The sequence below is a fragment of the Micromonospora sp. DT81.3 genome (assembly GCF_049847225.1).
Classification (GTDB): Bacteria; Actinomycetota; Actinomycetes; order Actinomycetales; family Microbacteriaceae; genus Microbacterium.
This window is the reverse complement of record NZ_JBNCNY010000001.1, coordinates 586,968-599,237: the sequence shown is the minus strand read 5'-3', so window position 1 is coordinate 599,237 and position 12,270 is coordinate 586,968. Positions and strand designations below refer to the sequence as shown.

11 protein-coding genes are annotated in these 12,270 nt (G+C 70.5%); 7 read left to right on the top strand and 4 right to left on the bottom strand.

Features of this window, described 5'->3' with window-relative positions; translation table 11 throughout:
• Positions 1-20: 20 nt before the first annotated feature.
• On the bottom strand, positions 21-1,034 hold the full coding sequence (locus ACPW96_RS02890; RefSeq protein ID WP_425881955.1) for a LacI family DNA-binding transcriptional regulator: 1,014 nt from the start codon (positions 1,032-1,034) through the stop codon (positions 21-23).
• 89 nt (positions 1,035-1,123) lie between these two features.
• On the bottom strand, positions 1,124-3,460 hold the full coding sequence (locus tag ACPW96_RS02885; RefSeq protein WP_425881954.1) for a glycosyl hydrolase family 95 catalytic domain-containing protein: 2,337 nt from the start codon (positions 3,458-3,460) through the stop codon (positions 1,124-1,126).
• 155 nt (positions 3,461-3,615) lie between these two features.
• On the opposite strand from ACPW96_RS02885, the gene ACPW96_RS02880 reads away from it, so the two are divergent.
• From ACPW96_RS02880 to ACPW96_RS02865, 4 genes are read left to right on the top strand one after another with little or no spacing between them, the layout of a single operon-like run.
• Entirely contained in the window at positions 3,616-4,551 is a 936-nt protein-coding gene (locus ACPW96_RS02880; RefSeq protein ID WP_425819346.1) for an NAD-dependent epimerase/dehydratase family protein, read from the top strand.
• Positions 4,548-5,558 carry a 5-dehydro-4-deoxyglucarate dehydratase gene (locus tag ACPW96_RS02875; RefSeq protein ID WP_425881953.1) on the top strand — a complete coding sequence of 337 codons (1,011 nt, stop codon included), beginning with the start codon at positions 4,548-4,550 and terminating at the stop codon, positions 5,556-5,558. Before ACPW96_RS02880 ends, ACPW96_RS02875 begins: the two co-directional genes overlap by 4 nt.
• Positions 5,555-6,649: a mandelate racemase/muconate lactonizing enzyme family protein gene (locus tag ACPW96_RS02870; RefSeq protein ID WP_425881952.1), complete on the top strand. Its 1,095-nt coding sequence runs from the start codon at positions 5,555-5,557 to the stop codon at positions 6,647-6,649. Before ACPW96_RS02875 ends, ACPW96_RS02870 begins: the two co-directional genes overlap by 4 nt.
• Positions 6,646-8,106: an aldehyde dehydrogenase (NADP(+)) gene (locus ACPW96_RS02865; protein WP_425881951.1), complete on the top strand. Its 1,461-nt coding sequence runs from the start codon at positions 6,646-6,648 to the stop codon at positions 8,104-8,106. Before ACPW96_RS02870 ends, ACPW96_RS02865 begins: the two co-directional genes overlap by 4 nt.
• 79 nt (positions 8,107-8,185) lie before the next feature.
• On the opposite strand, the gene ACPW96_RS02860 is transcribed toward ACPW96_RS02865, so the two are convergent.
• Positions 8,186-10,084, bottom strand: a complete 1,899-nt coding sequence (locus ACPW96_RS02860) for an amylosucrase (protein ID WP_425881950.1) — start codon at positions 10,082-10,084, stop codon at positions 8,186-8,188.
• A gap of 101 nt (positions 10,085-10,185) precedes the next feature.
• On the opposite strand from ACPW96_RS02860, the gene ACPW96_RS02855 reads away from it, so the two are divergent.
• Both ACPW96_RS02855 and ACPW96_RS02850 read left to right on the top strand, forming a co-directional pair.
• Positions 10,186-10,551: a VOC family protein gene (locus ACPW96_RS02855; protein WP_425819356.1), complete on the top strand. Its 366-nt coding sequence runs from the start codon at positions 10,186-10,188 to the stop codon at positions 10,549-10,551.
• Positions 10,552-10,840: 289 nt separating this feature from the next.
• Positions 10,841-11,296: an Hsp20/alpha crystallin family protein gene (locus ACPW96_RS02850; protein ID WP_425819358.1), complete on the top strand. Its 456-nt coding sequence runs from the start codon at positions 10,841-10,843 to the stop codon at positions 11,294-11,296.
• A gap of 247 nt (positions 11,297-11,543) precedes the next feature.
• Here ACPW96_RS02850 and ACPW96_RS02845 read toward each other — a convergent pair whose 3' ends face one another.
• The gene (locus ACPW96_RS02845; RefSeq protein WP_425881949.1) at positions 11,544-11,717 is read right to left on the bottom strand and encodes a hypothetical protein; all 174 of its coding nucleotides are present in this window, start codon (positions 11,715-11,717) and stop codon (positions 11,544-11,546) included.
• A 74-nt stretch (positions 11,718-11,791) separates the two neighbouring features.
• Between ACPW96_RS02845 and ACPW96_RS02840 the strand changes: the two genes are divergently transcribed.
• On the top strand, positions 11,792-12,270 hold a 479-nt coding region (locus tag ACPW96_RS02840; RefSeq protein WP_425881948.1), incomplete at its 3' end, for a serine dehydratase beta chain.

The window sequence follows — 12,270 nt, the reverse complement described above, 5'->3', positions numbered from 1 at the left end:
AGGCGGTCCGGCTCTTGCCCTCAGCGGGCGGGACCCGTGCTGGCTCGCACGACCAGATCCGGACGGAATCTCGTCTCCGACGGTTCCTCGCCGCGGTCGATCGCGGCTCGCAGCTTCTGCCACGCCACCTCGCCGATCCGCACCTGATCGATCGTCACCGTCGTCAGGGGCGGGGACGAGAATCGGCTGAACGGGATGTCGTCGAATCCGGCGACGGAGAGGTCGGCCGGAACCGCGATCGATTCCTCGTTCAGCCGGCCGAGGAAGCCGAGGGCGACCAGGTCATTGAAGGCGATCACCGCGGTCGCGCCCGTGGACTGCACGTCCGGCCACGCCCGATAGCCGTCCACCAGGGTCGATCCGCACGGTACCCAGTGGATCTCGAGATCGTCCCGCTCCTGCTTCGTCTTCTCGAGTGTCTCCATCCGGACGACATTCGACGCGCTCTGCGGCGGCCCCTCCAGGTACGCCAGGCGGCGGTGGCCGAGGGCGACCAGGTGGTCGACGAGAGACCGGATGCCGGCGGCGTAGTCGATCGTGACCGCCGGCGCGACGCCGCCCTGCGTGCTGCGGTTGATCACGACCGCGGGCTGCACGGTGCGCAGCAGCTCGACGAGCGCCTCGCCGCTCGATCGCGGTGCGCACAGCACGACCGCGTCGCAACGGCGTCGCGCGTCACGGGCGATCGCGACCTCGTCGGCGACGACCTCTTGAGAGTCCGACACCAGCACGCGGTACCCGTCGGCCCCGGCCGCGTGGTGGAAGCCCTTCAGGATCTCCTGGAACATCGGATTGCCGAGGTCGGGGACCATCATCGCGACGGTCTGGGTCACCCCGAGCGACAGGGAACGCGCGGTCCCGCTCGGCGCGTATTCGAGCTCGGAGGCGGTCGCCAGGACCCGCTCCGCGATCGATGCGTCCACCGTGCTGATGCCGTTCATCACCCGTGAGACGGTTGCCCGCGACACACCCGCCGCGCGCGCGACGTCAGTGATGGTCGCGCGCTTGCCCGCGTTCACCGCGTCGATGGTCATCACATCCTCCGGACGTCGCGCTGGGGAGCGCACTCGCGGTTCGCGAGAGTGCAGTGCCCCATCCGTTGCCCAGCATAGCGGGGAACCGGTTACCGGATCGGGACGTCGGTCGAGCCGGAGGGACCGATCGCCACGCGCGTCACCTCGCCGCGCATCTCGACGGTGTGCACGCTTCCGATGTCTCCTCGAAGAGTCAGTGAGGTCGGGACGCCGTGGCGCCAGTCGAGGTCGATTTCCGCGCCGCCTCGCACCCGTGCACCGCGCACCCTGCCGCTCGGCCACTGCGCCGGAAGGGCGGGCAGTATCGCGATGCGGCCGCCGTGCGACTGCACGATCATCTCCAGGATCGCCGCGGTGATGCCGAAGTTGCCGTCGATCTGGAACGGCGGATGCGCGCAGAAGAGATTCGCGTACAGCCCCGCCTGGCCGGACGGTCCGGGATCGTCCGGTTCCCTAACGGGTGCGAGGAAGTCGCGCAGCGCGGCGTGGGCACCCACCGCATCCCGGAGGCGCGCCCGCAGCCCGACCCGCCAGGCAAGCGACCAGCCCGTGGTGTCGCGGCCCCGCACATCGAGGCTCCGCGCAGCGGCTCGGCAGAGTTCCGCTTCGGTCCAGGGGACCACCGCGTCCCCAGGCAGCACGCCATAGAGATGAGACTGATGACGGTGATGCGGTTCGGCGTCAGGGGAGTCGTCGTACCACTCGGCGAGCAGCCCCTCGCCGGTGATGTGCTCGCGAGGGATGCGCGACAGGGCGCGCGCCGCTCGAGCGACGAGCGGATCATCGAGCCCCAGCACCTCTGCTGCGCTCACGACATTCGTCAGCAGGTCCCGGATCATGGCGAGATCGGCGGTCGTTGAGACCGTCAGCCCGGTTCGCACCGCGCCGACGAGGAAGTGATTCTCCGGGGAGGTGGAAGGCATCGTGCCGAGCGTGCCGTCGTCGAGTTCGACGAGCCAGTCCAGGACGAAGGCGGCGGCGCCCCGCAGGATCGGCCAACTCCGATCGCGGAGCTCTTCCGGGTCCTGGGAGAAGAGCCAGCGATCCCAGAAGTGTCGGCAGAGCCAAGCCCCGCCCATGGGCCACATCGACCACACCGGGTCGAACGTGCCGTCGCCGACGGGAACGGAGAACCCCCAGATGTCCGAGTTGTGATGCACCGTCCAGCCCGGCAGTCCGTACAGCTCGCGCGCGGTTCTCGCGCCTCGTTCGGCGAGGTCGCCCAGCCATTCGAGCAGGGGCACGTGGCATTCGGCCAGATTCACCGCCTCGGTGGGCCAGTAGTTCATCTGAAGGTTGATGTTGGTGGTGTAGTTGCCGCGCCACGGCGGAAGCAGCTTGTCGTTCCAGATGCCCTGCAGATTCAGCGGACGGCTGCCGGCGCGCGACCCCGCGATCGTGAGGTAACGGCCGAAGGCGAACACGGTTTCGGCCAGCCTGCGCTCGTCTCCGTCCTCGGCCGCGCCGCGAAGCAGCTCGGCCGTCGAGACCGACGCGGAGCCGGAGGTGCCCAGGTGCAGCGACATCCTGTCGTAGAGCGCGCGGTGATCGGCGACGTGCCGAGCGTGCAGCGCATCGCCGCGTGCGAGCGCCGCGGCGGACCGCGCCGACGCCTCGGCCAGGAGCCGGGATGCGTCACCGTGCGGTGCGATCCGCATGCCGACGAAGTCGGTTGCGGTCGCGACGACGATGCGGATGCGGCGGGCCCCGGCGAACGCCAGCGCGCCGGTGGAGACACCGTCATGCTCGAGGCGAAGGGCGACGACGGCAGTGACGGCGGCACCCGGAGCGGGGTCGTGAAGGGCGTGCTCGGTCTTCGACCCGGCTTCACGGGAGATGTCGGAGGGCATCCGCACGGTGATCGTCGCGTCCGCCGCTCCGGCGCGGACCGTGCCGTCTTCGTGGGGTGTGTCCAGCAGCACGCGGCCGGAGAAGGGGGCTCCCCGCGTCACCTCCCGCTCGATGACGAGCACACCGTCGGGGGCGCTCACCCATGACACCTCACGCGCCGATCGCGCCGGCGTGGTCCAGGTCGTCGTGCTCGTGGCCGTCGGCAGGTCGAGGATCCGCTCCAGCGTCCCGGGCTCGCGGTCGCCGTCGGATTCCACGCACACATCGGCCAGGGGCTGGTATGCCTGCGACCACCCCAGCTGCAGATCCTGCTCCGCCGCAGTGGCGGCGGCCACGTCGCCCGCCGCCAACGCCGAACGCACGCGCGCGAGCGCGGCGGGCCCGTCGACGGATGCATGGCTGACCCTGCCGTGGGCCGAGGCGGGGGAGCCGGTCCAGCAGGTGTCGTCGTTCAGCTGGAATCGGGAGCGATGTGGCGTGCCGAAGACCATGGCCCCCAGGCGCCCGTTGCCCAGAGGCCAGGCCTCGGTCCAGCGTTCGGCGGGACTGCCGGCGGCGAGCCGTTCGGCGCTCATCGCGAAGGTGGGGGAAGAGATCGAATCGGACAGGATGCGTTCCTTTCGCCGGACAGGAGAACGCGGTGCGGGCAACGGCGGGAAAGCGGTTGCTCCGACACGGCACACACGGTATCGTAGTCGGAGAAACCGGTTTCTGAGAGAGAGGACGACCGATGCGCATAGCCGTGACGGGAGCATCCGGGCGCCTCGGCCGCAGCGTCACTGCGGTGCTGCGCGGCGCGGGGCATCGCGTGCTCTCGATCGACCGCACGCTGATTCCGGGAGACGAGGGCGAGGCGGTCGATCTGACGGACGCCGCCGCGACCGAGGACGTCTTCGCGCGATTCGAGCCGGATGCCGTGGTGCACCTCGCCGCGATCGCCGTGCCGTTCAGCGCACCCGAGCGCACGATCTTCGCGACGAACACCGGCATGGCCTTCACCGTGATCGAGGCGGCCGTCGCAGCGGGCGCGACGCGCGTGCTCGTCGCCTCCAGCCCCACCGTGCTCGGCTACGGCGGAGCCGACTGGGCGCCGGCGAGGCTTCCCCTCGACGAGCACGAGGAGCGCCGACCCACGAACGGCTACGCGCTGTCGAAGGTGTGCGTCGAAGACACCGTCGAGATGTTCGCGCGCACCAACCCCGGCGTGCGGCTCGCGAGCTTCCGGCCCTGCTACGTGATCGCGCCCGACGAGTGGGCGGGCGTTCCGACCCAGCAGGGCCACACCATCATCGAGCGCCTCGAACGGCCGGAGTTCGCCGCCGTGTCGCTGTTCAACTACCTCGACGGGCGGGACGCCGGGGAGTTCGTCGATGCGTGGCTGCGCGCCGACGACGCACCGAGCGGCGCCCGCTACTTCGTCTCAGCGGCCGACGCTCTCGCGCTCCGGCCGCTCTCCGAGTTGCTTCCCGCCTTCCACCCCGGCACCGCTCCCCTCGCCGACGCGCTGCGCGGGACGGCCTCCGCGTTCTCCTCGGACGCTGCCTTCCGCGACCTCGGCTGGACGGCCAGCCGCAGCTGGCGCACCGAACTTCCGGCCGATGAGGTCGCCCGGCTCGAGGCATCCGTTCTCGAGCTGTCGCTCGAAACGGAAAGGTCCGCATCGTGAGTTTCGCCTTCGCCGATGGCCCGCTGTTCTTCCCGGTCACTGCCTACGCCGAGGACGGCACGGTCGATCACGCGCTGACCCGCGCGCACATCGAAGCGGGCGTCGACGCCGGTCCCGGTGGCGTGTTCCCCGCGTGCGGGACGGGCGAGTTCCACGCACTCTCCGCGAGCGAATCGGTCGCCGTGGCCAGGACGGCGGTCGAGGCCGTCGCCGGACGCATCCCCGTGATCGCGGGCGTCGGCGGGCCGGTCGGACAGGCCATCGAGTCCGCCCGCAACCTGCAGGGAGCCGGCGTCGACGGCCTGCTGCTGCTGCCGCCCTACCTGGTGGCGGCGACGCAGGCGGGCCTTGAGGCGTACGTCGCGGCGGTGGCCTCGGCCTCCGAGCTGCCGATCATCGTCTACCACCGCGCGACGGCGAAGTTCGAGGCGGCGACCTTCGCGCGCATCCTCGAGACCCAGCCGACCGTCGTGGGGTTCAAGGACGGCATCGGCGACGTCGCGCTCGCCCAGCAGATCGTTCTCGGGGCACGGGCCGTGCGCGAGGACGTGCAGTTCTTCAACGGCCTTCTGACCGCAGAAGCCAGCCAGGCCGCGTACCGGGCGATCGGCATCCCGCTCTACTCGTCAGCCGTGTTCGCCATGGCGCCCGACATCGCCCGCGCGTTCTACGAGGCCTACCGCGACGGCGACGACGCGCGCTGCGACGAGCTGCTGACCGGGTTCTTCTTCCCGTTGGTCGGACTGCGCGACACCACGCCCGGCTACGCGGTGGCGCTCATCAAGGCCGGCGTTCGCCTGGCCGGGCTTCCCGTCGGGGGAGTACGACCCCCGCTGGTCGACCCCGGTGAGGCTCACACGGCGCGGCTCGAGCAGCTGCTCGCGGCCGGACGGTCGCTCCCGTCGGCCGGCGGCGCACGGATGTCTGAGGGCGCGGTGTCGGAGGTCGCCGGGATGCCGGAGGGCGCGGTGTCGGCTTCTGCCGCAAGTGCCCTCGTCTCGTCATGAGCCGCATCGCTCGCATCGACGTGCGCCGCGTGTCGGCGCGGATGCCTCGGCCCTGGGTGCCCGAGGCGCCCGATCTGCACCTCATCATCGTCAGAGTGGAGGACGATCAGGGCGCCGTCGGCACCGGATTCTCATGGACGCCGACCATCGGCGCGTCGGCCGTTTCCGCGCTGCTCGGCGACGACATCCGGCGCTTCGTCGTGGGTCAGGATGCCGACCCCGCCACGCTCTGGCCGCTCCTCTGGGCGCACCTGCACGAGGCCGGAGGCGGGGGCATCACGACCATCGCGATCGCCGGCCTGGACCTCGCGCTGTGGGACCTGCGCACCCGCCGCGACGGCGTCGGCCTCGCCACGGCGCTCGGCCGCCGGCACGAGCGGCTCCCGGTCTACGGCTCCGGCGTGAACCTGCATTACTCGGCCGATGAGCTCGTGGCCCAGGTACGGCGCTGGACGGATCGCGGCCTCGACGCCGTCAAGGTCAAGGTCGGCAAGCCCGACCTCTCCGAAGACATCGAGCGTGTCGCGGCCGTGCGCGATGCGCTCGGGCCGGGCCGGCGGCTGATGATCGACGCCAATCAGCGCTGGGACCTGCCGACCGCCGTGCGCGCCCTCGAGGCGCTCGCCCGTTTCGATCTCACCTGGATCGAGGAGCCCCTCCGGGCCGACGACACCGCCGGCTACCGCGCACTCGGCGCCGAGACATCCGTGCCCATCGCCCTCGGCGAGAACCTGCACACGATCCACCGCTTCCGCGACGTGCTCGACGCCGGCTTCGCCTCGACGGTGCAGCCGAACGTCGTGCGGGTCGGCGGAATCACGCCGTTCCTCGAGATCGCGGCGCTCGCCGGCGAGCGGGGGGTGGATGTCGCTCCGCACCTGCTGCCCGACATCTCCGCCCAGCTCGGCATGGCCCTCCCCGGCGAGACGTGGGTCGAAGATGTCGAGGACGCCGACTTCGCCGCCCTGGGTGTGCTCGCCGCCCCGTCGCCCGTTCGCATCGAGGGACCCTGGGCGACCGTATCCGAGTCCCCGGGGCTCGGCCTGACCTTCGTCCCGACCCCTCAGACCCACACCGAGGAGACCCCATGACTCTCACATCCACGGTCGCATCCACCCCCGCCGACCTCGCCCCCGTGCTCGACCGGTCCGCCGCCGCCGCGGTCGCGCTCCGTTCGATCCCGGACGACGTGCGCGCCGGCTGGCTCGAGGCGATCGCCGACGCCATCGATGCGGCGCGCGAGGAGCTGGTCGAGATCGCCCGCCGAGAGACGCACATCGCCGAGGTGCGGCTCGTCGGAGAGGTCGCCCGCACCACCGGCCAGCTGCGGCTGCTCGCCGGCGTCGTGCGGGAGGGCTCGTACCTCGAGGCGATCCTCGATGACGCGGCCCCCGAGGCGACGCCCCCGCGCCCCGATCTTCGCCGCATGCTCGTCCCGCTCGGCACGGTCGCGAACTTCTCGGCCTCGAACTTCCCGTTCGCCTTCTCGGTCGCCGGAGGCGACACCGCCGCGGCGCTGGCCGCCGGGTGCCCGGTGGTCGTCAAGGCCCACAGCGGGCACCTCGAGCTCTCGCACCGCACCGCCGAGGTCGTCTCCGAGGCCCTCGCCGCGGCGGGCGCACCCGAGGGCACGTTCGCGCTCGTCGAGGGTCGCGAGACGGGCACGGCCCTGGTCGCCCACCCCGTCGTCAAGGCCGGCTCGTTCACCGGATCGGTGAACGGAGGCCGCGCCCTGTTCGACATCGCATCCAGCCGCCCCGATCCCATCCCCTTCTACGGAGAACTGGGCAGCGTGAACCCGGTGGTCGTGACGCCGGGCGCGTCGGCCGCCCGTGCTGCGGAGCTCGCGGAGGGGCTCGTCGGCTCGTTCACCATGGGCTCCGGTCAGCTCTGCACGAAGCCGGGCATCGTCTTCGTCCCCGCAGGCAGCGACATCCCCTCGCTGGCCGCCGCGGCGGTGGGCGAGCCCGTGCCCGCGAAGCTGCTCACCGACTCCATCGACGGCGCCTTCACCGGTGGCTGGGCCGAGCTCGGTGAGATCGAGGGACTCACCCGGCTGGTGGATTCGACCGTCGGGCCGGAAGGCGGGGTGACCCCGGGTCTCGCGCACGCGCCGATCGCCACGTTCCTCTCGGAGCCGCGCCTGCGCGAAGAGCTGTTCGGCCCCGCGACACTGCTCGTCTCGTACGATTCGCTCGAGCAGGTGTTCGCCGCCTTCGACCTGCTGGAGGGCAGCCTGACCGGCACGATCCATGCCGAACCGGGTGAGGACATCGCGGACCTCGTCTCCGTCGTGTCGGAGCGCGTGGGTCGCCTGCTGTTCGCGGGCTGGCCGACCGGGGTCGCGGTCACGTGGTCGCAGCACCACGGCGGACCGTGGCCGGCGACCACCTCGCTCCACACCTCGGTCGGGGCGACGTCGCTGCGGCGGTTCCTGCGGCCGCTCGTCTACCAGAGCGCACCCGAAACGGTGCTGCCGCCGGCGCTGCGCGACGGCAATCCCCTCGGCATCCCGCGGCGCGTCAACGGAGTGCTCGAGCTGCCCTGAGCCCTCCCGCGGCCCGCCGCGCAGCGGCTCGTCAGGGCGGCCGCCGAGCGCGGCTCGCCTGTCCGTGTGGCGTCGCCGGTCAGCCGAGGGGCGTGACCCGCAGCCACACGAACCCGTGCGGCGGCAGCACCAGGCCGTGGTTCAGCGCGAGGTCGCGCTTCTGCACGATCTCGCGCGCCGCGGCCGTGAAGCCGCCGAAGATGATCGGGTCGAGATAGGCGTCGTCGTCGCTCACGTTGGCGAGCACGAGGATCACGGCATCGGCCCCCGGCCGCTGGTAGCCGAGCACCGCCGGATTCTTCGCGTCGAACCCGATCAACTCGCCTCCGGCGAACTCGGGCGTCGCCTTCCTCGTGCGGATCAGTGCCGTGAGCCCGGCGAAGACGCGTCCGGCATCCGTTGTCGGATCCTGCCGCTGCGCGTAGCGTTCGGCGGGCCGGGCCGGGCGATGCACCCAGCGGCTGTCGCCGGATCGGTCCGGGTCGTCGGCGTAGGAGTAGTCGTTCAGCTGCGCGACTTCGTCTCCGAGGTACAGCAGCGGGATCCCGCCGGTCGAGAGAGCGATCGAGTGGGCGAGCAGGATGCGGTCGACCCCGCCGGCATCCCCCGCCTCGACGCCGGTCAGCGACGCCGTAGTGCCGGTGACCCGCGCGTCACCCGTCTTCGGGTTCTCCTGGAAGGGCACACCGCGCGCGAAGGTGCCGGGGAACCTGCCGACGTAGAAGTCGTTCAGGAACCGCCGGTGCGGGTAGCCGTCGATGCCCAACTCGGCGGCATCCTCGTCGGCGAACGTCCAGCCGATGTCGTCGTGGCTGCGGACGTAGTTGACCCAGGCGGTGCCGGGCGGGAGCGCGTGCCGCCGCTCGAGCGACTGCTGCAGAAGCCGCGGGTCACGGGTGGCGAGGGCCTCCCAGGTGAGCGCCATCTGCAGCGGGTTGTAGGAGAGCTGGCACTCCTCGAGTGAGATGTACTGGATCACCTCGTCGGGGTGCACGATCGCCTCGGACTTGAAGAGCAGCGACGGGGCCGCCATCCGGAGCACCGCGTTGAAGGCGCGCAGCAGCAGGTGTGCCTCGGGGAGCGACTCCGACGGGGTTCCCAGACGCTTCCAGATGAAGGCCACGGCATCCATGCGCAGCACTTCCACTCCCTGGTTCGCGAGGAACAGCATCTCGCCCGCCATCGCGCGGAACACCGCGGGATTCCCGTAGTTCAGGTCCCACTGAAAGTGGTAGAACGTCGCCCAGATCCACCTGCCGTCCTTCAGCTGCACGAAGGAGCCGGGGTGGTCGTCGGGGAAGATCTCCCGCACCGTCTTCTCGTAGGCGTCGGGCATCGTGCGATCGGGGAAGATGAGGTAGAAGTCCTCGAATCCCCGCTCCCCGGCCACCGCCTTGCGAGCCCACTCGTGCTCGTTGCTCGTGTGGTTGAAGATGAAATCGACGACGAGTGAGATCCCGGCGTCGCGCAGCTCGGCGGACAGCGCGGCCAGCTCTTCCATCGTGCCGAGCTTCGGATTCACGCGCCGGTAGCTCGATACGGCATACCCTCCGTCGGAGTTTCCCTCCGGGCTCTCGAAGAGCGGCATCAGGTGCAGGTAGGTGAGCCCCAGCTCCTGGAAGTAGGGGATGCTGTCCCGGATGCCGGCGAGCGAACCCGCGAAGCGGTCGACGTAGCAGACGCCGCCGAGCATGCGGTTCGAGAGGAACCAGCCGGGGTCGGCCTCGCTCTGCTCATCGCGGGCCTTCAGGTCAGGGGAGCGGACCTTCCAGGATGCCGCGGCTTCGGCGATCACCGCCGCGAGCTGATCGAGGCTGTCGTCGCGCTCGCCGTAGAGCTCGAGGAACAGCGGATGGAGGGTGGGGAAGTGCTCGTAGAACCGCCGGGTGAAGGAGGCGTCGATCTCGCCGGCGCCCAGTGTCGCGAGCGCGCGGACCGCGTCGATGTCGTCGGTCCACTCGGCGGTGAGTCTCGGCATTGCGCTCCTCGTGAAGTGGCGACGTGTGCTCTCACCCTAGGTGCCGCAACGGGCGCCCGCGAGGACTGGAGCGCGGCCGGTGCGCCTGGGAGACTTCCCGCATGAGACTCGTTCAAGTGGCGTTGCACGCCTCCGACCTCGACCGCGCGTCGGACTTCTACACGGTGCTGCTCAACACCGATCCAGTGGCCCGGTTCGACCCTCCGGGGCTGCTCTTCTTCGATCTCGACGGTGTGCGGCTGCTGCTGGATGCCGAGGCCCCGGCATCCCTTCTGTATCTGCATGTGCACAACGTGCATGAGACGCTGGAGCGCCTCGACGGCATCGCGGATGTCGTGTCCCGGCCGCACGTCATCTTCCGGCACGAGAACGACACCCTCGGTCCCGCCGGGCACGAGGAGTGGCAGGCCTTCATCCGCGACTCGGAGGGCAACATGGTCGGCCTGATCGCGTTCCAGCCCGCCTGACTTGGCGCTCCTCCGCTCGCCGCCGCCGGTCTCGGGCACTCCGTGCTGAGCTCGCTCGTCGCTGAGTGCGGGAGTACACCGGGTGTACCCGCACCTTGCGACGAGTGACGCCGTGAGGGCCTGCGTTTTTCGGGGGATTTCGGGTCTCGTGTTCGCTGGAGGCGAACAGAGATCAGACTTGGCACTCTCGGTGCCCGAGTGCTAATCTGAACGTAGTTGAGCCGATAGGGCTCAACTCCCAGAACACAGTCCGGAAAGTTCCGGACGCACGACAGAAGGAGACGACATCATGGCAACCTACGACCCGTTCCGTGACCTCGACCGCCTCGCGTCGACGTTCTTCGAAGGCCGACGCGGCCCACGGTTGATGCCGATGGACCTGTACCGCGACGGTGACCACTACGTGCTGACCGCCGACCTGCCGGGCATCGACCCCGGTTCGGTCGACATCGACGTCGACGGCCAGCTGCTCACGATCCGCGCGGAGCGGACGCTCACCGGCGGAGAAGGAGTCAAGTGGATCACCCGCGAGCGTGAGGCTGCGAGCTTCCTGCGTCAGCTCAACCTCGGTCAGGGCGTCGACACGGAGCACATCGCGGCCAGCTACAGCAACGGTGTGCTGAGCGTGACCATCCCCGTCAGCGAGAAGGCCAAGCCGCGCAAGATCGAAGTGGCGACGGAGGGTGACCAGCAGGTCCTCCAGGCTCGCGAGAGCACCGACGCTCAGCAGTCGGTCGAGCAGTAGCAGCACACGGCGCGCAACGCCCGTCAACCCAGGTGCATCGCCGAACAGCACCGGCGCATCACCGAGCGACAGCGGCGCAGACCGCGAAACACCGGCGCAGCGCCGAACGAACCGCCCCGAGGCAGACCGCCTCGGGGCGTTTCGGCGTATCGGGGCGCTTCCCATCGCGCACTTTCGGGTAAGCCGCACCGTGCGGGTCAGCCGCGGCCCGCGCCGGCGGTCGAAGAAGGAGGACGCCCATGGCCATTCACAGGAGCCTGATCGCGATCATCGCGAGGAGGAATCCGGCGATCTGGGAGGAGATCATCGGTCCGCTCCGGAGTTCGTGTTCGGCTATGCCGTGGGCCTCGCGTTCGCGCTCGAGAGCAGCGTCCACGCCTGGGAGTTCCTCGACGGCGCTCCCGCCCTCGAACAGCTTCACGAAGCGGCGTTCGAGACGGTGGAATCCGCCGGCTGAGCGCAAGAGGGCCCGAACGCCGGGCGTACGCTGAGGGGGTGACAGCGTACGTCTCGGCGTTCGAGTTGTTCTCCATCGGCGTGGGACCCTCGAGCTCGCACACGGTCGGCCCCATGCGCGCCGCGCAGGACTTCGCCGCACGACTGCGCGCCTCCGGCCGGCTTTCGGAGGTCGGCCGGGTGACCTGCGTGCTGTACGGCTCACTCGGCGCGACGGGAATCGGGCACGGCACACCGGATGCGATCGTCGGCGGCCTGCAGGGGCTGGCTCCCGAGACGGCAGATCCGGATGCCGTGCGCTCGGCGTGGCGCGACTGGCCCGATGGCGGCCCGCTGGCGCTCGACGGGAACCACCCCGTCCCGTTCGTCAAGGCCGACATCGCGTTCGAGCCGCGCACGCGGCTGCCCGGCCACCCGAACGCGATGACGCTGTACGCGTGGGCCGCCGAGCATTCCCCGGTCGCTGAGCCTGGCTCGGTCGCTGACCCTGGTTCGGTCGCTGAGCCTGGCTCGGCCGC

What these genes read in the sequence shown, in the direction of transcription:
- ACPW96_RS02890 (WP_425881955.1), bottom strand. Translation starts at nt 1,034, where the DNA reads ATGACCATCGACGCGGTGAACGCGGGCAAGCGCGCGACCATCACTGAC.
- ACPW96_RS02885 (WP_425881954.1), bottom strand. Translation starts at nt 3,460, where the DNA reads ATGAGCGCCGAACGGCTCGCCGCCGGCAGTCCCGCCGAACGCTGGACC.
- ACPW96_RS02880 (WP_425819346.1), top strand. Translation starts at nt 3,616, where the DNA reads ATGCGCATAGCCGTGACGGGAGCATCCGGGCGCCTCGGCCGCAGCGTC.
- ACPW96_RS02870 (WP_425881952.1), top strand. Translation starts at nt 5,555, where the DNA reads ATGAGCCGCATCGCTCGCATCGACGTGCGCCGCGTGTCGGCGCGGATG.
- ACPW96_RS02865 (WP_425881951.1), top strand. Translation starts at nt 6,646, where the DNA reads ATGACTCTCACATCCACGGTCGCATCCACCCCCGCCGACCTCGCCCCC.
- ACPW96_RS02860 (WP_425881950.1), bottom strand. Translation starts at nt 10,084, where the DNA reads ATGCCGAGACTCACCGCCGAGTGGACCGACGACATCGACGCGGTCCGC.
- ACPW96_RS02855 (WP_425819356.1), top strand. Translation starts at nt 10,186, where the DNA reads ATGAGACTCGTTCAAGTGGCGTTGCACGCCTCCGACCTCGACCGCGCG.
- ACPW96_RS02850 (WP_425819358.1), top strand. Translation starts at nt 10,841, where the DNA reads ATGGCAACCTACGACCCGTTCCGTGACCTCGACCGCCTCGCGTCGACG.